This window comes from Pseudomonas sp. MSSRFD41 (assembly GCF_014230245.1).
GTDB classification, from domain to species: domain Bacteria; phylum Pseudomonadota; class Gammaproteobacteria; order Pseudomonadales; family Pseudomonadaceae; genus Aquipseudomonas; species Aquipseudomonas piscis.
In genome coordinates, this window is sequence record NZ_JACKZK010000023.1 from 65,978 (window position 1) to 84,776 (window position 18,799).

General features: G+C 66.1%; 16 protein-coding genes. 7 read left to right on the top strand and 9 right to left on the bottom strand.

What is annotated here, in order from left to right:
- Positions 1-108 precede the first annotated feature (108 nt).
- Positions 109-303: a hypothetical protein gene (locus H7A76_RS26085; RefSeq protein WP_185701172.1), complete on the bottom strand. Its 195-nt coding sequence runs from the start codon at positions 301-303 to the stop codon at positions 109-111.
- Between H7A76_RS26085 and H7A76_RS26090 the strand changes: the two genes are divergently transcribed.
- Complete coding sequence (locus H7A76_RS26090; RefSeq protein WP_185701173.1) at positions 302-559, top strand: hypothetical protein; 258 nt, start codon at positions 302-304, stop codon at positions 557-559. The two genes, H7A76_RS26085 and H7A76_RS26090, sit on opposite strands and share 2 nt — an antisense overlap.
- Here H7A76_RS26090 and H7A76_RS26095 read toward each other — a convergent pair.
- Positions 556-1,128, bottom strand: a complete 573-nt coding sequence (locus tag H7A76_RS26095; protein WP_185701174.1) for a type 1 glutamine amidotransferase family protein — start codon at positions 1,126-1,128, stop codon at positions 556-558. The genes H7A76_RS26090 and H7A76_RS26095 overlap by 4 nt on opposite strands.
- 475 nt (positions 1,129-1,603) lie before the next feature.
- Here H7A76_RS26095 and H7A76_RS26100 point away from each other — a divergent pair, with 475 nt between their 5' ends.
- From H7A76_RS26100 to H7A76_RS26125, 6 genes are all read left to right on the top strand, one after another.
- On the top strand, positions 1,604-3,037 hold the full coding sequence (locus tag H7A76_RS26100) for an RtcB family protein (RefSeq protein WP_185701175.1): 1,434 nt from the start codon (positions 1,604-1,606) through the stop codon (positions 3,035-3,037).
- A 187-nt stretch (positions 3,038-3,224) separates the two neighbouring features.
- Complete coding sequence (locus tag H7A76_RS26105) at positions 3,225-3,770, top strand: hypothetical protein (RefSeq protein ID WP_185701176.1); 546 nt, start codon at positions 3,225-3,227, stop codon at positions 3,768-3,770.
- Between the two features lie 550 nt (positions 3,771-4,320).
- Positions 4,321-4,707 (top strand): RidA family protein, encoded by a 387-nt coding sequence (locus H7A76_RS26110; protein ID WP_185701177.1) that lies wholly within the window; start codon positions 4,321-4,323, stop codon positions 4,705-4,707.
- A 63-nt stretch (positions 4,708-4,770) separates the two neighbouring features.
- Positions 4,771-5,535 carry an IclR family transcriptional regulator gene (locus H7A76_RS26115; protein ID WP_185701178.1) on the top strand — a complete coding sequence of 255 codons (765 nt, stop codon included), beginning with the start codon at positions 4,771-4,773 and terminating at the stop codon, positions 5,533-5,535.
- A 48-nt stretch (positions 5,536-5,583) separates the two neighbouring features.
- Complete coding sequence (locus tag H7A76_RS26120; protein ID WP_185701179.1) at positions 5,584-6,801, top strand: amino acid deaminase; 1,218 nt, start codon at positions 5,584-5,586, stop codon at positions 6,799-6,801.
- A gap of 72 nt (positions 6,802-6,873) precedes the next feature.
- On the top strand, positions 6,874-7,791 hold the full coding sequence (locus H7A76_RS26125; protein ID WP_185701180.1) for a sugar kinase: 918 nt from the start codon (positions 6,874-6,876) through the stop codon (positions 7,789-7,791).
- A gap of 105 nt (positions 7,792-7,896) precedes the next feature.
- Here the strand turns inward: H7A76_RS26125 and H7A76_RS26130 are convergent, their stop codons facing one another.
- From H7A76_RS26130 to H7A76_RS26160, 7 genes are all read right to left on the bottom strand, one after another.
- Entirely contained in the window at positions 7,897-8,172 is a 276-nt protein-coding gene (locus tag H7A76_RS26130) for a peptidylprolyl isomerase (protein ID WP_185701181.1), read from the bottom strand.
- Between the two features lie 39 nt (positions 8,173-8,211).
- The gene (locus H7A76_RS26135; RefSeq protein WP_185701182.1) at positions 8,212-10,764 is read right to left on the bottom strand and encodes a PAS domain-containing sensor histidine kinase; all 2,553 of its coding nucleotides are present in this window, start codon (positions 10,762-10,764) and stop codon (positions 8,212-8,214) included.
- Between the two features lie 349 nt (positions 10,765-11,113).
- Entirely contained in the window at positions 11,114-13,069 is a 1,956-nt protein-coding gene (locus H7A76_RS26140; protein WP_185701183.1) for an acetoacetate--CoA ligase, read from the bottom strand.
- Between the two features lie 71 nt (positions 13,070-13,140).
- Complete coding sequence (gene hbdH, locus H7A76_RS26145; RefSeq protein ID WP_185701184.1) at positions 13,141-13,914, bottom strand: 3-hydroxybutyrate dehydrogenase; 774 nt, start codon at positions 13,912-13,914, stop codon at positions 13,141-13,143.
- 7 nt (positions 13,915-13,921) lie between these two features.
- A complete protein-coding gene (locus H7A76_RS26150) occupies positions 13,922-15,313 on the bottom strand; it encodes a GntP family permease (RefSeq protein ID WP_185701185.1) in 1,392 nt (463 codons plus the stop codon).
- Between the two features lie 296 nt (positions 15,314-15,609).
- A complete protein-coding gene (locus H7A76_RS26155; RefSeq protein WP_185701186.1) occupies positions 15,610-17,028 on the bottom strand; it encodes a sigma-54 interaction domain-containing protein in 1,419 nt (472 codons plus the stop codon).
- Positions 17,029-17,213: 185 nt separating this feature from the next.
- Positions 17,214-18,788 carry an ABC transporter ATP-binding protein gene (locus H7A76_RS26160; RefSeq protein WP_185701187.1) on the bottom strand — a complete coding sequence of 525 codons (1,575 nt, stop codon included), beginning with the start codon at positions 18,786-18,788 and terminating at the stop codon, positions 17,214-17,216.
- Between the last annotated feature and the right edge of the window lie 11 nt (positions 18,789-18,799).

The window sequence follows — 18,799 nt, forward strand, 5'->3', positions numbered from 1 at the left end:
GTCTTCCCTGTTCCATTGAGACGCCCTTGTGGCGTGTCCAATTCTGGTGCTCGCCGACCGGTGGGCGCTTCAGTCATCCAGGACCGATGCCCGGGTCCGTGACGGCAATCAGCAAATGCTCCTGGCCATGACCGCCAGGGCCTGCTCCAGCATCTGTGGTACCGATACCGAACCGTCGATATGCCCCTGGGGCCGCTCGAGCCGTGCCAGCCAGGCCTGGTGTCGTGGGCGGTTGCGCCCTTCCCGGGTGCCGTTGTCGTAGGCTGCCGCCCATTCGAGGAAGGCCAGGTGTCGGGCATGCATGTCGCCGCCGGGCAAGATACGCGGGCCGAAGCGCTGGCGTTCCCGGGCACGGATGCCTTGGCGGCCCCGGCCCGCCGAGTATTTCGAGGATCGCTTGTCCAGCGTCTACCTGGCCTGCACCTCCACGGCCTACGAGTGCAGCCGCTGCGGGCGGTTGTGGTTGCAAAAGCCCGGCCTCGAGGACTTTGTCTCCTTCGCGCCTGTCAGCGGGCACTACGAAGCGGTGCTGGCGGTGGATAACCCGCTGGCCGACTAGCCTTGCCGGCGGTGTTGCGCAGCGTGCAGGGCGATGTAGTCCCGCAGGTTCTGATCGTCGATACCCAAGGTGCGCAGGATCTGTTCCAGGAAGCTCACCGGGGCGCTGCCCGGCGCGGTGATCACGCGCTGGTCGGCCACGGCGTGGGCTACGTCCTGGTAATGCGCGGCGCCGCCGTAGTTCACCGCCAGCAGGTTGGCCGCCGAATTCGAGGTGTGCCGCAGGTGATCGAGAACCCCGGCCTGGGCCAGGGCCCGGGTGCCGTCGCAGATTCCGGCGAGCACGATGCCACGTGCCTGGGCGTCACGCAGCAGGGCGCCGATCTCCAGGGGCTGGCCGCTCTGCCAGAAGGTTCCGCCGCAGATCATCAAGAGGTCGAGTTGCTCCAGGTCGATGTCCTCCAGTGCCAGGTCGGGCGTCACTCGCAGGCCCCCCATGGACGTGACGAGCGTGCCGCCGGGGCTGGCGTAGCGGCAGTCGAAGCCGTAGTAGGCCCGGACAGTGGCGTTGACCAGGGTGGTTTCCCAGTCGGCGAAGTTTTCGGTGAGCAGGGTGATGGCGCGGGGCATGGGCAATCCTTGCGATAGTCAATGGAGACAGGGAGGCATCGGTGTAGCTTGCTACATGTTACATCGTGGCCGCGGTGTCCCTGCCGGTTCTGCCGTCTCGTTTTCATGACGCTTGAAGAGGCGATCTTCAAGGGAGTCTCCAGTGCGGCCGATGTATGCGCGGCCTGGTAGAAAGAGGCCAACGACGAGGTCGGCAAAGCTTGTTCGATGGAGGAGCACCAAGGTGCCCCGGGACGTGATCGGCGACTGCGCCGATTGGCCTCAAGAGAACCATCGGCGCCGGGCCTGAGCACCTTCCAGGCCAAACGGTGGCAGGGTCGGCCTGTAGGGCGAGCTACAAAAAAGTGGCTGGCGGGTCTTTACACGGAGCTGCGGGCTCATCACCATACGCGCCGTCTAAGTTTCGCTGCTGACCAGACAATTCCAGCCACCAGAAGGGTGGTTGTTTTGTTGCGTCCAAGAAAAGCAGTCGAATATGACCCACGTACCGTTCAAGAGAATTCAGCACAAGCTCGCCCGTTCCGGGGTGGCCATCGAACGCCTGAATTCCAATTCCCTTTCCATCTCCTCGATCAATGACGCCGGGCTCAAGGCGGATCTGCTGCTGCCCGAAGGGTTTGCCATCGAAGAGAAGGCCATCACCCAGCTCATGGATTTCGCCCGCGTCGCCCACCCCCATGGCGGTGAGGTGAAGTGCGCTTGCGCCACGCCTGACTTCCACACCGGCAGCTCGATTCCGGTGGGCAGCGTGATCGTCACCAGCCACGACCTGGTGGTGCCCCAGGCCATCGGCACCGATATCAATTGCGGCATGCGCCTGCACAAGCTGGGCCTGGACTATGAGCAGTTCATGGCGCAGAAGGCCAAGTGGACCGCCCTGGTGCGGGGTGACCTGTTGGAAGGCACGCGCAACATTCCCACCAGCCCGCAAGCCATGAGCGCGTTGTTCGAGGCGGGCCTGGGCGACTTCTGGGCCCAGGTCCGGCAGCAGGCCCCGGTGGGCTTGTTCGCCGGGGCGGATTTCGCCCAGTTGCAGCGTGAGCTGGCCGGCCTGCATGAGTCGTCCTTTGCCCGTGGTCGCGCCGCCTATGGCCCGGAGGCCTTGCAGGACCGGTCGCGGCAGGTCTTGCGGGATCCGGGCCTGGGCTCCCTGGGCGGCGGCAATCACTTTGTCGAGATCCAGGTGGTCACCGAGCTGGTGGATCGCCAGGCCTGCTTTACCCACGGCCTGGCGGTGGGGCAGGTGGTGATGATGATCCACACCGGCTCGCGGGATGTCGGGTTCTATGTCGGCCGGCGCTGGATGGACAAGGCCAAGGCCTTGTGGCCGGCGGGCCTGAAGCATCCGCAATCGAAGATCTTCGCCCTGTTCGGCGAGATGGCCGACGAGTACCTGCTGGCGATGCACAGTGCTGCGCATTACGCCGATGCCAACCGCGCGCTGATTGCCGAGATGGTGCGCCAGCGCACGCGGCAGGTGTTCGGCGCGGGGATCGAGGCACCGCTGATTGTCGATGTGCCGCACAACATCGTGTTGCGCGAGGAGGTGGGCAACGTGCACCGCAAGGGCGCGACCCCGGCCTATGCCGGGCAGCCGCTGCTGATTCCCGGGAGCATGGGTCACGATTCCTACCTGCTGACCGGCCTGGGCAACGAGCGCTGGATGCGTTCGGCCAGCCACGGCGCCGGGCGTTCGATGTCGCGTGGCGACGTGATCGTGCGGGCCAAGCGGGACAAGGCGTTCCTGGGGTTGCAGGGGGTGGAGTGCATCACCACCAAGGAGGAGCGGATGATCGAGGAGGCGCCGGGGGCGTACAAGGAGATCGGGCAGGTGATTCGTTCCCAGGTGGAGGAGCGGACGGTGTCGGTGATTGCGCGGTTTTCGCCGGTCCTTACGTTCAAGGCGTAAGCACGGTGGGCTCTTGGGGCACGATGGCTTGCGGATTTGCCGTTCAGGTAGGCGGCCGCTACATTGTCGCCCCCTCTGGCCTGTTCGTTCTGAGCGCTGCCGTTGCAGTCATCGGCGGCCGCCAACGCCCGAGACGCGTTAGCCGCCAGGGCGATTGCCTGTTTGCGTTGAAAGTCGGGTATCCAGCATGAGTCAAGATCAGAACCTGAAGCACGAGGCGGGAGCGCCTTTGACCGGTGCCAGCGAGTTCGTCGTCGACAAGCCGCCCCTTGCCGAACTGCTGGCGGTGCTTGCCCAGTGTGGCGAGGTGGTTTCCAGCTTCTTCAAGCCAGATCCATGTATCAAGGTACTGGGTGAGGGGCGGCGACTGGCCGAGTTTCTGGAGCGTTTCAGCGACTTCGCCGGGTCGACGGCGATCGGGCAGGTCGAGCCTGAGTTCGGACCTTTTTCCCTACTGAATCGATACGAGTTCGAGGGCTCGCTGCTGGCGGTGGTGCTGCGGGGCGGCTGTCATCACTCGACCCGCGGGTTGAGCCTGGCCAATGCTCGGAGGTTGGTGGGAGAGGCGCTGGAGGCCGTGTTTCCGGCGCCGTTTTCCGAGCTTGTGGTGTATCGGTTTGACAGCCTCGATTGGTGTGAATTGACCCGGGGGTCGACGATTTCTTCTGCTTATGTGGTGTGTCAGGGGGCTCGGAATCTCTGGTGGGTGTTGTGCGTTTCCGACTTTGATTGATGCCTTCGCCAAAAAAGTAAGCAAATACGCTTGCCCCTCCACTCGGTGCCTCGCCTAGGCTCGACATACTCTCTCTCTGGCATTGATCCATGGGCCGCGGCAATGAGCCATCCATGGCCCAAGGCGGCTAACCCGGCGTCCTGCCGGGTCACCCACGGCTCAATGCCTGCGTTCGGCCATCGTGGTCAACGGGGCCTTCAGGATCAAAAGCCAAAGCAAGTCTAAGCAGAGCGAAAGCCCTGGCGTCGCCTTGTATAGCCGCTGCCGCAGGCTGCGCACGGGCGCGTAGCGGTCGGTGGGATCGTCAATCCGCTGAAGGGCCCTTGTCGCAGCCTCGCCCGGGCTCGACAGCGGCTACAGGGCTGAGAGGGCGCGTTCGATTTGCCTCTGTTGTCGCCGTTGGTTTGTGTGGCAAACTTCGCAAATATTCCGTTATTACGATTTTAATTCCGTTATAGCGGAAATTTACTTGGGGTCTGTCGCTGCTGCGACGGGTTCCGAAGCTCTCAGGCGTGGTCGTGGATGGCCACCTTCAATCAGGAGAAACCCCATGAGCATCACCCGTTATGGCACTGGCAGCACCGCAGGCGGTGGCCAGCCGCGTCCTTTCGCCCGCGCCGTGGAGGCCGATGGCTGGTTGCATGTGTCCGGCCAGGTGCCGGCGCTGGAGGGCGAGATCGTCCATGGCGGGATCGTCGAGCAGACGCACCAGGCGATGCGCAACCTGGTGGCGATTCTCGAGGAGGCCGGTTATGGCCTGGAGGACGTGGTGCGCGTTGGCGTGTGGCTGGATGACCCGCGGGATTTCTGGAGTTTCAACAAGGTCTTCGGCGAGTACTTCAAGCCCGAGCATGCGCCGGCCCGGGCCTGTGTGCAGGCCAGCATGATGGTGGACTGCAAGGTCGAGATCGACTGCGTGGCTTACAAGCAGCGGTAAGCGGCTAGCTGCAAGCGGCAAGTCGAGGTGTGAATGGGAGTGCTTTGGGGGAATGGTTCGAAGATGACTGAAGACAACATCAAGCGCCGGGCCAGGGGCCTGGACCGGGCGTTCGATATCCTCGACTTCCTCAAGGAGGTCGGCCAGCCGCTGCGCCCCAACGATATCGCCAAGGGCGTGGGCAGCCCCAAGTCCACGGTCTACGAGCTGGTGGAGTCGCTGCTGGAGCGGCGCATCCTGGAGCCGGTGGGGCGCGACGGGCATGTGTACCTGGGGCGCCAGTTGTACTTTCTCGGCCAGGCGCACTTGCGGCATTTCGACCTGAGCCGCGAGGCCGGCCAGGCCCTGCAAGACATCGTCGCCCAGACCGGCGAAACCGCGCAGATGTGCCTGCTCAATGGGCGCAAGTACACGGTGGCGCTGATGAAGGAGGGCGAGCGGCACTTTCGCATTTCCTCGGACATCGGCGAGAACGCGCCCATTCCCTGGACCGCGTCCGGGCGCTTGCTGCTGGGGCACTTGAGCGATGAGCAGATTGTCGAGCTGATCGACGAGCAGGACTTCATCCTCCCCGATGGCCAGCGCTTGTCGCTGGAGGTTTTCCTCAAGGAAATCCGCCAGGCCAGCGCGGAAGGTTTCTTCTCTTTCGACAGCGTCGCCGACACCTTCACCCATTGTTTTGCCGCGCCGGTGCGCGACGAGCATGGGGTGTGCGTCTGTACCCTGTGCATCGTCGCGCCCCGGGCCGATGCCCAGGCCAACTACCGCCACTATCGCCAGGTGCTGCTCGACAGCGCCGATCGCCTGGCCCGGCGGATCAACGACTAACCTGTACCCCCGCGGCCGTCGCTGGCCGCTTTGCCAAGGAGTCGCCACATGTCTTCTGTTTCGAACCTGCCGCTGGTGCAAAAGGGCGCGGCCGCCATCGGCGCCAGCTTGCTCAAGGACGTCAGCCTGCCGGCCCTGGTGCTGCATCGCCAGGCCCTGGAACACAACATCCGCTGGATGCAGGCTTTCGTCAGCGCCAGCGGCGCCGAACTGGCCCCCCATGGCAAGACCAGCATGATGCCGGGGCTGTTCCAGCGGCAGCTGGACGCCGGCGCCTGGGGCATCACCCTGGCCACCGCCGTGCAGGCGCGGGCGGCCTATGCCCATGGCGTGCGCCGGGTGCTGATGGCCAACCAACTGGTGGGCGCGCCGAACATGGCGCTGGTGGCCGAGTTGCTGGCCGCCGGGGATGTCGACTTCTATTGCATGGTCGATCACCCGGACAACGTGGCCGACCTGGGGGCGTTTTTCGCCCAGCGCGGCGTCACCCTCAAGGTGATGATCGAGTACGGCGTGGTGGGCGGGCGCTGCGGCTGCCGCAGCGAGCAGGAGGTGGTGGCACTGGCCCGGGCGATCCAGGCCCAGCCGGCGCTGGCCCTGTGCGGGATCGAAGGCTACGAGGGGGTGATCCATGGCGATCAGGCGGTAGCGGGCATTCGCCGCTTCGCCGACTCCCTGGTGCGCCTGGCGGTGGACCTGCAAGACGACGGCCTGTTCGCCATCGAGCGGCCGATCATCACCGCTTCGGGGTCGGCCTGGTACGACCTGATCGCCGAGTCTTTCGAGACCCATAACGCCAAGGGCCGGTTCCTCAGCGTGCTGCGCCCGGGCAGCTATGTGGCCCATGACCATGGGATCTACAAAGAGGCCCAGTGCTGCGTGCTGGACCGGCGCAGCGACCTGTACGAAGGCCTGCGCCCGGCGATGGAGGTCTGGGCCCATGTGCAGTCGCTGCCGGAGCCGGGCTTCGCGGTGGTGGCCCTGGGCAAGCGCGACGTGGCCCATGACGCCGGCTTGCCGCTGCCATTGCGGCGCTACCGGGCCGGGGCCGAGGCGAGTGCCGGGGATGACGTCAGTGGCTGCAAGGTCACCGCGGTCATGGACCAGCATGCGTTCCTGACCGTTGCCCCTGGGGTACAGCTGCGGGTGGGGGACATCCTCTCCTTCGGCACCTCCCACCCGTGCCTGACGTTCGACAAATGGCGCACCGGGTTGCTGGTGGACGAGCACTTGCGGGTCTTGGAAAACCTCGAGACCTGCTTCTGATTCTGGCACCTGCTGCGCAGGTGATGATGTCCTCCCCCGACAACACACATACTCGCCAGAGATGCCCTCATCATGAACACCGCCAACCCGCGCATCGCCTTGATCGGCGAATGCATGATCGAACTGCAACACCGTGCCGACGGCAGCCTGCAACAGAGCTTCGGTGGCGATACCTTGAACACTGCGGTGTACCTGGCCCGCGAGCTGGGCGAGGGCGCCCGGGTCGATTACGTCACCGCCCTGGGCGACGACAGTTTCAGCGAGGCCATGTGCCAGGCCTGGGCCGCCGAGGGCATCGGCCTGGACAAGGTCCAGCGCCTGCCCGGGCGCCTGCCGGGGCTGTATTGCATCCAGACCGACGCCCAGGGCGAGCGGCGTTTTTTGTACTGGCGCAACGAGGCGGCGGTGCGCGACTGTTTCACCACCCCGGCGGCGGGGGCGATCCTGGAGCAGTTGCAGGGCTACGACGTGCTGTATTTCAGCGGCATCACCCTGGCGGTGCTGGGCGAGTCCGGTCGTGCCCGGTTGTTGGAACTGTTGCCCGAGGCCCGTCGGCGAGGGGCGCAGGTGGTGTTCGACAACAACTACCGGCCCAGGCTCTGGGCATCCGTGGAACAGGCGCGGCAGGCCTACCGGCAGGTGCTGGAGCAAGTCGACCTGGCGCTGCTGACCCTGGATGACGAACAGGCGCTGTTCGGTCATGCCGATGCTGAAGCGGTGCTGGCCGCCTATCCCGGGCTGGCCGAAGTGGTGGTCAAGTGCGGTGCCCAGCCGTGCTGGGTGCGCTGTGGCGAGGGCCTGTACCAGGTGCCGGCGCAGCAAGTGGGCAAGGTGGTGGATACCACGGCGGCGGGGGATTCGTTCAGCGCCGCCTACCTGGCTGCACGTTTGTCAGGGCAGGAGCCGGTGTCAGCCGCCGAAGCCGGGCATCGCCTGGCGGCACGGGTGATCCAGCACCCAGGCGCCCTGATTCCTCGCCACTCGGTGTAGCCGCTGCCGCGGGCTGCGTAGGGGCCGCGGGGCCGGGGCGATCTTAAGGTATTGAAGGTCCCGCGGACCTTGGCGCAGCCTTGCGGGCTCGGCAGCGGCTACCGGTCAGTCGCGGAAGAAGACTTGCACCAAGTGGTAGCCGAACTTGCTCTTGATCGGGCCGTGCACGGTGCGCAGGGGTTTCTTGAAAATCACCTGGTCGATGGCGCCGACCATCTGTCCCGGGCGCACTTCGCCCAGGTCGCCGCCGCGCTTGCCGGAGGGGCAGGTGGAGTATTTCCTGGCCAGCACGTCGAAGGCTTCGCCCTTGGCGATGCGTTGCTTGAGCTGTTCGGCTTCTTCGGCGGTTTTCACCAGGATATGGCGGGCTTGGGCTTTCATGGGCGGGTGACCTTGTCGCGGGAATACGGCGGTCGCGGATTATGCCTGAATTGCGTCTTCGCGGCCGATCATCTGGCGAATCTTCTGCGCCAGTTCCTCGATGGAAAACGGCTTGGCCATCAAGTCCATGCCCGGTTCCAGGAAACCCTGGCGCTCGGCGGCCTTTTCCGCGTAGCCAGTCATGAACAGCACCTTGAGCCCCGGGCGATGCTGGCGGGCGATCTCCGCCAGTTGCCGGCCGTTCATCCCCGGCAGGCCAACATCGGTCACCAAGAGGTCGACCCGCATGGGCGACTCCAGGAAGGGCAGGGCACAGCGGGCGTCTGCGGCCTCGAAGGCGCGGTAGCCCAGTTCGCTCAGCACATCGAGCACCAGCATGCGCACCGCCGGGTCATCCTCGACCACCACCACGCATTCCCCGGCGATGGCCTGGGGCGGCTCGCCGCCGGCCTGCGGTTGTTCCGGCTCCAGCGGCGCGGTGTGCAGGCGCGGCAGGTACAGGCGCACGCAGGTGCCGTGGTCCGGTTCGCTGTTGATGGTTACGTGGCCGCCGGACTGCTGGGCGAAACCGTAGATCATCGACAGGCCCAGGCCCGTGCCCTGGCCGATGGGCTTGGTGGTGAAGAACGGATCGAAGGCCTTGGCCAGGATCCGCGGGCTCATGCCCGCGCCGTTGTCACTGACGCCGAGCATGACGTAGTCGCCGGCCTGGACCGGCTCCAGGGTGCTGATGTCGCTGCCGTCCAGGTAGCTGTTGGCGGTCTCGATCAGCAGCCGGCCGCCGCCGGGCATGGCGTCGCGGGCGTTGATCACCAGGTTGAGCAGGGCGTTTTCCAGCTGGCTGGCGTCGGTACTCACCGGCCAGATGCCGTCGGCCAGTTGCAGTTGCAACTCGATGTGCTCGCCCTTGGTGTGGTTGAACAGGTCCTGCAGCGAACGCACCAGCTGGTTGGGGTCCAGGGGCCGGCGATCCAGGGACTGGCGGCGGGAGAAGGCCAGCAGGCGGTGGGTCAGGGACGCGGCGCGCTTGGCCGAGGACATGGCGGCCTCGGTGAAGCGGCCGATCTCGTCGCCGCGGCCGTTGTCGATGTAGCGCTGCATCAGGTCCAGGCTGCCGATGATGCCGGTGAGCATGTTGTTGAAGTCATGGGCGATACCGCCGGTGAGCTGGCCCACGGCCTCCATCTTCTGCGCGTGGCGCAGGGCGTCTTCGGCGCGCTCGCGCTCGAACATCTCGTTTTGCAGGCGCTGGTTGGCCGTGGCCAGGGCCTCGGTACGGCGGTTGACCCGTTCTTCCAGGGTTTCGTTGAGGTTGCGCAGGGCTTCCTCGGTCTGCCGGCGCTCGGTCTCGTCGTTGACGAAGATATAGAAACCGTTGACCGCCCCATCGGCGCCGTGGCGTGGCAGGAAGCGGGTCAGGGCATGGCGCGGGCGGCCGTCGCGATGGGGCGAATCGGCCTCGAAGCTGCACGGCTTGCCCGCCAGGGCGGCGGCGATCTGCTCGGCGCGGCTGGCGTAGATCTCTTCGCCCATCACCTCGCGGAGGGTCTTGCCGTACAGCTCTTGTGGCGTGAGGCCGTACCAGTCCAGGTAGGCGCTGTTGTTCAGGCGAAAGCGTTCCTCATGGTCGACGTAGCCGATCAGCGCCGGCATGGCGTTGATGATCAACTGCAGTTCGGTCTGGCCCTGGCGCAGTGCCTGTTCCATCTGCTTGCGTTCGGTGAGGTCCAGGGCGGCGCCGAGAAAGCGCGTCGGCCGACCGTGGTGATCCTTGTAGCAGCGGCCCCGGGCGAAGACCCAGCGCAACTGGCCGTCGGCCAGTTGCAGGCGGTATTCCTCGGCGTATTCGCTGCCGTGGGTGATGCAGTGCTTGATGCTGCGGGCCACCATGCCACGGTCCTCGGGATGCACGCCCTTGAGGTATTCGCTGATGGGCAGTTGCCGCGAGCGTTGTGGATCGACGCTGTGCAATTGGGCGAAATGCGCATCGGCGATGAAGCGATCCTCGCCGATGTCCCAGTCCCAGGTGCCCACCGCGTCGGTGGCGGCCAGGGCCAGTTGCAGGCGTTCCTCGGTCTCATGCTGGGCGCGCAGGCTGTCGTCGGAGCGCTGCTTGAGCTCCAGGGCGATGCGCCGGCGCTCGTTGGTCTCGATGGCGGTGACCAGGATCCCGGCGACGGCCCCGTGTTCGTTGCGGATCGGGCTGTAGGTCAGGTCCAGCCAGACGTCATGGGCCGTGCCGTTGGTGCGCTGCAGGTTGAAACGCTGCTCGCTGAAGCTGCGCACCTGGCCGTTGAGCACGGCGTGGTAGATCGGGTCGGTGAAGTCCTTCAGCTCTGGCCAGGTCAGGTGCGCTGGCAAGCCGAAGGCCTTGGGGTGCTTGTTGCCGGCCAGCAGGGCGAAAGCATCGTTGTAGATCTGCGTCAGCTCGTCGCCCCAGAGCAGCAGCATCGGCATGGGGGAATGGATCACGATGTCCACCGCGGTACGCAGGCTCTGCGGCCATTGCCGGGCGTCGCCCAGGGCCGTGGTCGCCCAGTCCAGGCGGGCAATCAGGGTGGCGGCATCGCTGCCGGGGTGGGAACCATTCATGTCGAGGGAGTCCTGGGTGCTGCGATATGACGCAATGACCGGCAGCCTGTGAAGCGTGCTGCCTATGCAAACGGATGGAGTGTAGGCGGTTCTGGCGTGGTCATTTTCACCCGCTTTGGCGGCGGATGACCAGCGCCGAGCATCGCGCAGCGGCCGCGATCTCGCTTGGCGCGGTGTGCCAGGCGCGGCGCGGAGTCAGGTTTGGCGGCCCGTGCCGGGCCGTGCGCAGCCTGCGGCAGCGGCTACACCAAGCGCAGCCGATCCAGCTCGGTGCTGTTGTTAGCCGCTGCCGAGCCTGCGAGGCGGCGCACGGGCGCGCAGCGGCCGCAGGAGCGGTCGGCGCGGTGGATCAGCTGCGCAGTTCCTCGCGGTCGCGGAACTGTTCCAGGGCCTCGGGGTTGGCCAGGGCGTCGGTGTTCTTCACCGGCAGGCCGTGGACCACGTTGCGCACCGCGAGCTCGACGATCTTGCCGCTGATGGTCCGGGGGATGTCGGTCACCGCAAGGATCCTGGCCGGCACGTGGCGTGGCGTGGTGTTGCTGCGGATCACCTGGCGGATGCGCTCGCGCAGGGCGTCGTCCAGCGCCACGCCCTCCTGCAGGCGCACGAACAGCACCACCCGCACGTCCTGCTCCCAGCTCTGGCCGATGGCCAGGCTCTCCACCACTTGCTCAAGCTTCTCCACCTGGCGGTAGATCTCCGCGGTGCCGATGCGCACGCCGCCGGGGTTGAGCACCGCGTCGGAACGACCATGGATCAGCCAGCCGCCATCGGCCAGTTGTTCGGCGTAGTCGCCCTGGGCCCAGACCCCGGGAAACAGCTTGAAGTAAGAGTCGCGCAGCCGGCTCTGGTCCGGGTCGTTCCACAACCCCACCGGAATGCTCGGAAAGTGCCGGGTGCAGACCAGTTCGCCTTTCTCGCCGAGCACCGGCTGGCCCTGGTCGTTCCAGACTTCGATGGCCATGCCCAGGCCCTTGCCCTGCATTTCGCCACGGCGTACCGGCTGCACCGGGTTGCCGGCGACGAAGCAGGCGACGATATCGGTGCCGCCGGACATCGAGGCCAGGCACAGGTCGGCCTTGATCTCTCGATATACGTAGTCGTAGCTCTGGGGCGACAGCGGCGAGCCGGTGCACAGCAGGGTCTTGAGGCTGTCCAGGCGATGGCTCAGGCGTGGCCGGCTGCCGGCTTTCTCCAGGGCGGCCAGGTACTTGGGGCTGGTGCCGAAGGCATCGATCGCCTCGCTGTCGATCAGGTCCACCAAGCGCTCGTTATGCGGGTGGAACGGCGAGCCGTCGTAGAGCACCAGGCTGGCGCCGGTGGCCAGGGTCGAGACCAGCCAGTTCCACATCATCCAGCCGCAGGTGGTGTAGTAGAACAGCCGCTGGCCGGGGCCGAGATCGGCGTGCAGGCCGTGCTCCTTGAGGTGCTGCAACAGCACCCCGCCGGTGCCGTGGACGATGCACTTGGGCACCCCGGTGGTGCCGCTGGAGTAGAGGATGTACAGCGGGTGGGCGAAGGGCACCGCGACGAACACGGGGTCGCCGCCGCTCCGGTAGAAGTCCTGCCACAGGCTGACCCGGGCCTGGGTCCGGTAGTCCTCGGCACGGGCCTGGGGGCGGGTGCCGGGCACGATCAGCAGTTGCTCCAGGGAGGGCAGGCGCTGGAGGATCTGGTCGATCTTTTCACCCTGGTCCACCTCCTTGCCGGCATAGCGGTAGCCGGCGCAGGTGATCAGCACCTTGGGCTCGATCTGGCCGAAACGGTCGATCACGCCCTGGGTGCCGAAGTCCGGCGAGCAACTGGACCACACCGCGCCCAGGCTGGTGGTGGCGAGCATGCCCACCAGGGTCTGCCAGGTATTGGGCATGCAGGCCGCCACCCGGTCGCCCAGGCCGACCCCGATGGTCCGCAGGCTGGCTTGCAGGCCGGCGACCTGGGCCGCCAGCTCGGCATAGGTCAATTGCTGGCGCTGGCCGTCTTCGGCGATCGCCACCACCGCCACACTGTCGTCGCGGCGCTTGAGCAGGTGTTCGGCGAAGTTCAGGGTGGCCCCGGGAAACCACTGGGCGCTGGGCATCTGCGGCCCTTCGCGCAATACGCACTCGGCGCCTTGGTGGAAGCTGACCTCGAAGAAGTCGACGATGGCCTGCCAGAAGGCTTCGCGCTGGTCGATGCTCCACTGGTGCAGGCCGGGGTAGTCGCCGATGTCCAGGCCGTGGCGCTGGTTGATGAAGCGGCGGAAGGCGTCGATGCGCGTCTTGCCGATGCGCTCGGCGCTGGGTTGCCAGAGTATGTCGGACATGCAAGGGCTCTCTTGTTGTTCTTCTGATCTGCTGTTGCTTGCGGCTCACCGCTTACAGCTTGTCGCTACCGTTATTGCGCCAGCCAGCCGCCATCGATGTTCCAGGCCGCGCCGCGGACCTGGGCTCCGGCATCACTGCACAAAAATAGCACCAGCTCGCCCAGCTGCGCCGGGGTGACGAACTCCAGGGAGGGTTGTTTTTCCGCCAGCAGGTCATGGCGCGCCTGTTGCGGATCGATGCCGCTGGCCGCGCGGTCGTCGATCTGCTTCTGCACCAGCGGGGTCAGCACCCAGCCCGGGCAGATGGCGTTGCAGGTGACGTTGCTGGTGGCGGTCTCCAGGCCCACCACCTTGGTCAGGCCGATCACCCCATGCTTGGCCGCGACATAGGCGGCCTTGCCCACCGAACCCACCTGGCCATGCACCGAGGCGACGTTGACGATCCGCCCCCAACCCTTGGCGCGCATGCCCGCCAGCCCCAGGCGGGTGCTGTGGAACACCGCCGACAGGTTGATGGCGATGATCGCGTCCCAGCGTTCCACCGGGAACGCCTCGACGGTGGCCACGTGCTGGATGCCGGCGTTGTTCACCAGGATGTCGACGCCACCGAATTCGCGTTCGGCATAGGCGAACATCTCGGCGATCTGCGCCGGGTCGCTGACGTCCGCCGGATGATGGCCAACCTTGACGCCGTGCTGCCGGACCTCGGAGATGGCTTGGGAGGCGTCGCCGAAGCCATTGAGGATCAGGTTGGCCCCGGCCCGGGCCAGGACCTGGGCGATCCCCAGGCCGATACCGCTGGTGGAGCCGGTGACCAGGGCGGTCTTGCCAGAGAGAGTGGTCATGAATACCTCACACGATGCCAGTGGCGTAGAAAGTGGCGATGACGACGAAGACCGCCAGGGTCTTGATCAGGGTAATGCAGAAAATGTCCTTGTAGGCCTCGCGGTGGGTCAACCCGGTGACCGCCAGCAGGGTGATCACCGCGCCGTTGTGGGGCAGGGTGTCCATGCCGCCGCTGGCCATGGCGGCCACCCGGTGCAGCACGTCCAGGGGAATGTTGGCGGCGTGGGCGGCGCTGATGAAGGTCTCGGACATGGCCGCCAGGGCGATGCTCATGCCGCCCGAGGCAGAGCCGGTGATGCCAGCCAGCAGGGTCACGGTGATGGCCTCGTTGACCAGCGGGTTGGGGATGCCCTTGAGCCAGTCGGCCAACACCAGGAACCCCGGGAGGGAGGCGATCACCGCGCCGAAGCCGTACTCCGAGGCGGTGTTCATGGCCGCCAGCAAGGCGCCGCCGACCGCGCTCTTGCTGCCTTCGGCGAGCTTGCTGCGAATGGCGCCGAAGCCGCACGCCAGCACCATCAGGATGCCCACCAGCAAGGCGGCCTGCACCGCCCAGATGGCGGTGAGCTTGGCGATCTCGGTGGTCACCGGCGCTGCCATGCCCGGCAGGGCCAGGCTGTGGGTCTTGCCATACCACTGCGGGATCCAGTGGGTGAACAGCAGGTTCATGACCCCCACCAGCAGCAGCGGCGACAGGGCTACCCAGGGGTTGGGCAGCTTGAGGTCGGCGGCGGTCTCCGGTTCGTTGCGCAGGTCGCTGCCGTAGCCTTCGCCGGCCTGTTGCGCCTTGCTGCGCTGGCGCTGGAGGAACAGCATGCCGGCGCAGAACACGAACAGGGTGCCGATCAGCCCCAGCCAGGGCGCGGCCCAGGCGGTGGTGTTGAAGAAGGTGCTGGGGATGATGTTCTGGATCTGCGGGGTGCCGGGCAGGGCGTCCATGGTGAAGGAGAACGCGCCCAGGGCGATGGTCGCCGGGATCAGGCGCTTGGGAATGTCGCTCTGGCGGAACATTTCGGCGGCGAACGGGTAGACCGCGAACACCACCACGAACAACGACACGCCGCCGTAGGTCAAGAGGGCGCAGACCAGCACGATCACCAGCATCGCCTGGCGGGTGCCCAGCAGGCGGATGGCGGCGGCGACGATGGAGCGGGAGAACCCGGACAACTCGATCAGCTTGCCGAACACCGCGCCCAGCAGGAACACCGGGAAGTACAGCTTGATGAAACCCACCATCTTTTCCATGAACACCCCGGTGAAGGCCGGGGCCACGGCGGACGGGTCGGTGAGCAGGACGGCGCCGAGGGCGGCGATGGGGGCAAACAGGATGACGCTGTAGCCTCGGTAGGCGGCCAGCATCAGCAGCGCCAGGGCTGCCAGGGCAATGATCACACTCATGGTGTGTCTCTCCAGGATTGTTCTTGTTGTGGGTACTGCGTGTGGAGAGCGCTATAGCGAGTTTTGTGCCATTTTCATAACTTATTGAAATATATGGATTTTTTATGTTTCTTAGGGGGTGGTAGGGAATTTTGTCTCTGTTTTGAGACTTTTGTCGATTATTGGGGCGTTTTCGCGGGCAAACCTCGCTCCTACAGGAGCCACGCATGCTTCTGTAGGAGCGGCCAGTCGACGCTCGATTGCCGGCGATCAGCGCAAGGTAGTGGTTCTTTCTCCAAATGGAGATGAATGTCTCTTTATAGAGACTCTTCGATGCCCAGTGCGGCCATTTTCTTGTACAGGGTCGAGCGACCCAGGCCGAGGCGCCGGGCCGCTTCGTCCACCTTGCCAGCGCATTGGCCCAGGGTGGAACTGATCAATTGCCGGTCGAAACGTGCCCGGGCCTGGGCGAAGGTTTCTGGTTGCTGCGCTGTGCTGGGCATGGGTACTTCGCTGCGCGGCAGCGGACTGAAGTTGCCGATGGCCGCGCGGATATCCCCGGCGCCGAGCAGCAGGTCGTCGCTGAGCAGGGCGGCCCGTTCCAGCACGTTGCGCAGTTCGCGGATGTTCCCTGGCCAGGCGTGCTGGCCCAGCAGCGCCAGGGCCTCGGGTGTCAGTTCGTGCTGGCTGCGCAGTTCTTCGAGGATGCCTTCGCTCAGCGCCGGCAGGTCGTCCAGGCGCTCGCGCAGGGCCGGCACCTGGATCGGCAGCACATTGAGGCGGTAATACAGGTCGGCGCGGAACTCGCCGCGCTTGATCGCCGCCTCCAGGTCGGTGGAGGTGGCGGCGATGATCCGCACATCGCTGTGGATCACCTCGTTGGAGCCCACCGGCTCGAACTCCTTTTCCTGCAGCACCCGCAGCAGCTTGCTCTGCAGGGGCAGCGGCATGTCGCCGATTTCGTCGAGGAACAGGCTGCCGCCCTGGGCGATCTGCAGCTTGCCGGCGCGGCCCTTGCGGTCGGCGCCGGTGAAGGCGCCGGGGGCGGTGCCGAAGAACTCCGCTTCCAGCAGGGCTTCGGGAATCGCCGCGCTGTTGATGCTGACGAAGGGCTTGTGCGCCCGTGGCGAGGCGGCGTGGATGGCCTGGGCCAGCAGTTCCTTGCCGGTGCCGGTCTCGCCTTGCAGCAACACCGGCGACTCGGTGCTGGCGCCGCGCCGGGCCCGGCGCTTGACCTCCAGGCTGGCGCTGCTGGTGCCGATGAAATGGGCGAAGTTGTACTTGGTCTGCCGGGCCCGCAGCAGCGAGCGGGTGGAGGCCAGTTCTTCCTGCATGCTCAGGTAGCGCTTGAGCATCGGCGAGAGGCTGCGCAACTCGTCGTACAGGGCAAAACCGATGGCGCCGATCACCAGGCCCGCGGCGTCGTGGATCGGCAGGCGCATCACCACCAGCGGTTCCTTGGGGGTGTCCTGCATGTCCAACAGGATCGGCCGGCCGGTGCGCACCACTTCACGCAGCAGGCTGCCGGGGATCACGCTCTCGCAGGGCTTGCCGATGGCGAACGCCGCCGACTCCAGGCCGAAGCGCCGGGCATAGCGCTCGTTCATCCAGACGATATTGGCGTCGCGGTCGACGATCACCGTGCCTTCGCTGGATTGCTCGATGATCTCGAACAGCGAGCGGATCGCCAGTTGGCGCACGCGCTGGTAGTCCTTGAGGTTTTCGCTGTCGTTCATGGGCTGGGGTCCTGGGGCTGGCGGCGCCGATTATGCAGGGAATCCCCGCGCCCACGCGACCATCACTGCCGACGCCCACCCTGTAGAAGCGAGGCTTGCCCGCGATAGGCCTTACGCGGTGCACCTGCAAGACCGCGGCGCTTGGATCGCGGGCAAGCCTCGCTCCTACAAAGGGGTTAGCCGGGTCAGGCCGGTTGGGCGGCGGCCAGCAGTTCCCGGGTGTAGGGGTGCTGCGGGGCTTCGAATACCTGGTGGCTGGCGCCGCTTTCCACTACCTGGCCGTCCTTGATCACGATCATGTCGTGGGCTAGGGCGCGGACCACCGCCAGGTCGTGGCTGATGAACAGGTAGGTCAGGCCGTATTTCTCCTGGAGCTGGCGCAACAGGGTCACCACTTGTTTCTGCACCGTGCGATCCAGGGCCGAAGTGGGTTCGTCCAGCAGGATCAGCGCCGGCTTGAGCACCAGGGCCCGGGCGATGGCGATGCGCTGGCGCTGGCCGCCGGAGAACTCGTGGGGGTAGCGGTGGCGGCTGTCCGGGTCGAGGCCGACTTCCTCCAGGGCGCAAATCACCTGTTCCTCGCACTGGCGGGCGTCGTACTGGCCATGCACCTCCAGGCCTTCGCTGATGATCTGCGCCACCGACATGCGCGGGCTGAGGCTGCCGAAGGGGTCTTGGAACACCACCTGCATCTGCTTGCGCCAGGGCCGCAGTTGTTTCTGGTTGAGGCCGTCCAGCGCCTGGCCCTGGAAGCGGATGCCGCCTTGGGAGTCCAGCAGCCGCAGGATCGCCTGGCCCAGGGTCGACTTGCCCGAGCCGGATTCGCCGACGATGCCCAGGGTCTTGCCCTGCTGCACGCGCAGGCTGATGCCGTCCACCGCCCGCAGGTACTGCTTGCGGCGCAGCAGGCCGCCGCCGACCTGGAACTCGACGCGGAGGTTGTCCACCTCCAGCACGGTGTCGCGGGCGTCGCGGCACAGTGGCAGGCCCTCGGGTTCGGCGTGCAGCAGCTCGCAGCTATAGGGGTGCCGTGGAGAGTTGAACAGGGTGTCGCAGTCGGCCTGCTCGACGATTTCCCCGGCCTTCATCACGCACACGCGCTGGGCGATGCGCCGCACCAGGTTGAGGTCGTGGCTGATCAGCAGCAGCGACATGCCCAGGCGTTGCTGCAGGGATTTGAGCAATAGCAGGATCTTGCGCTGCACGGTGACGTCCAGGGCGGTGGTGGGTTCGTCGGCGATCAGCAACTCCGGTTCGCAGGCCAGGGCCATGGCGATCATCACCCGTTGGCGTTGGCCGCCGGACAACTGGTGCGGGTAGGCCTTGAGCCGTTCCCGGGGGTTCTGGATGCCCACCAGCTCCAGCAGTTCGAGGATGCGCGCCTGGGCCGCCTTGCCGCCCAGGCCGCGGTGCAGCAGCAGGGTTTCGCCGATCTGCTTCTCGATGCTGTGCAGCGGGTTCAGCGAGGTCATGGGTTCCTGGAAGATCATGGCGATGCGGTTGCCCCGCAGCTTTTGCAGGGTGGCGCTGTCGGCGCCGATCAGCTCCTGGCCGCGGTAGCGCACGCTGCCGCTACTGCTGCAGCCGGTCTGGGGCAGCAGTTGCAGGATCGAGTGGGCCGTCACCGATTTGCCGGAGCCGGACTCGCCCACCAGCGCCAGGCACTCGCCGGGACGGATGTCCAGGCATAGGTCGCGGACCGCCGGGCGGCCGCCGAAGGCCACGTTGAGCTGGCGGATTTCGATCAGGTTTTCAGTCATTTCTACAGTCC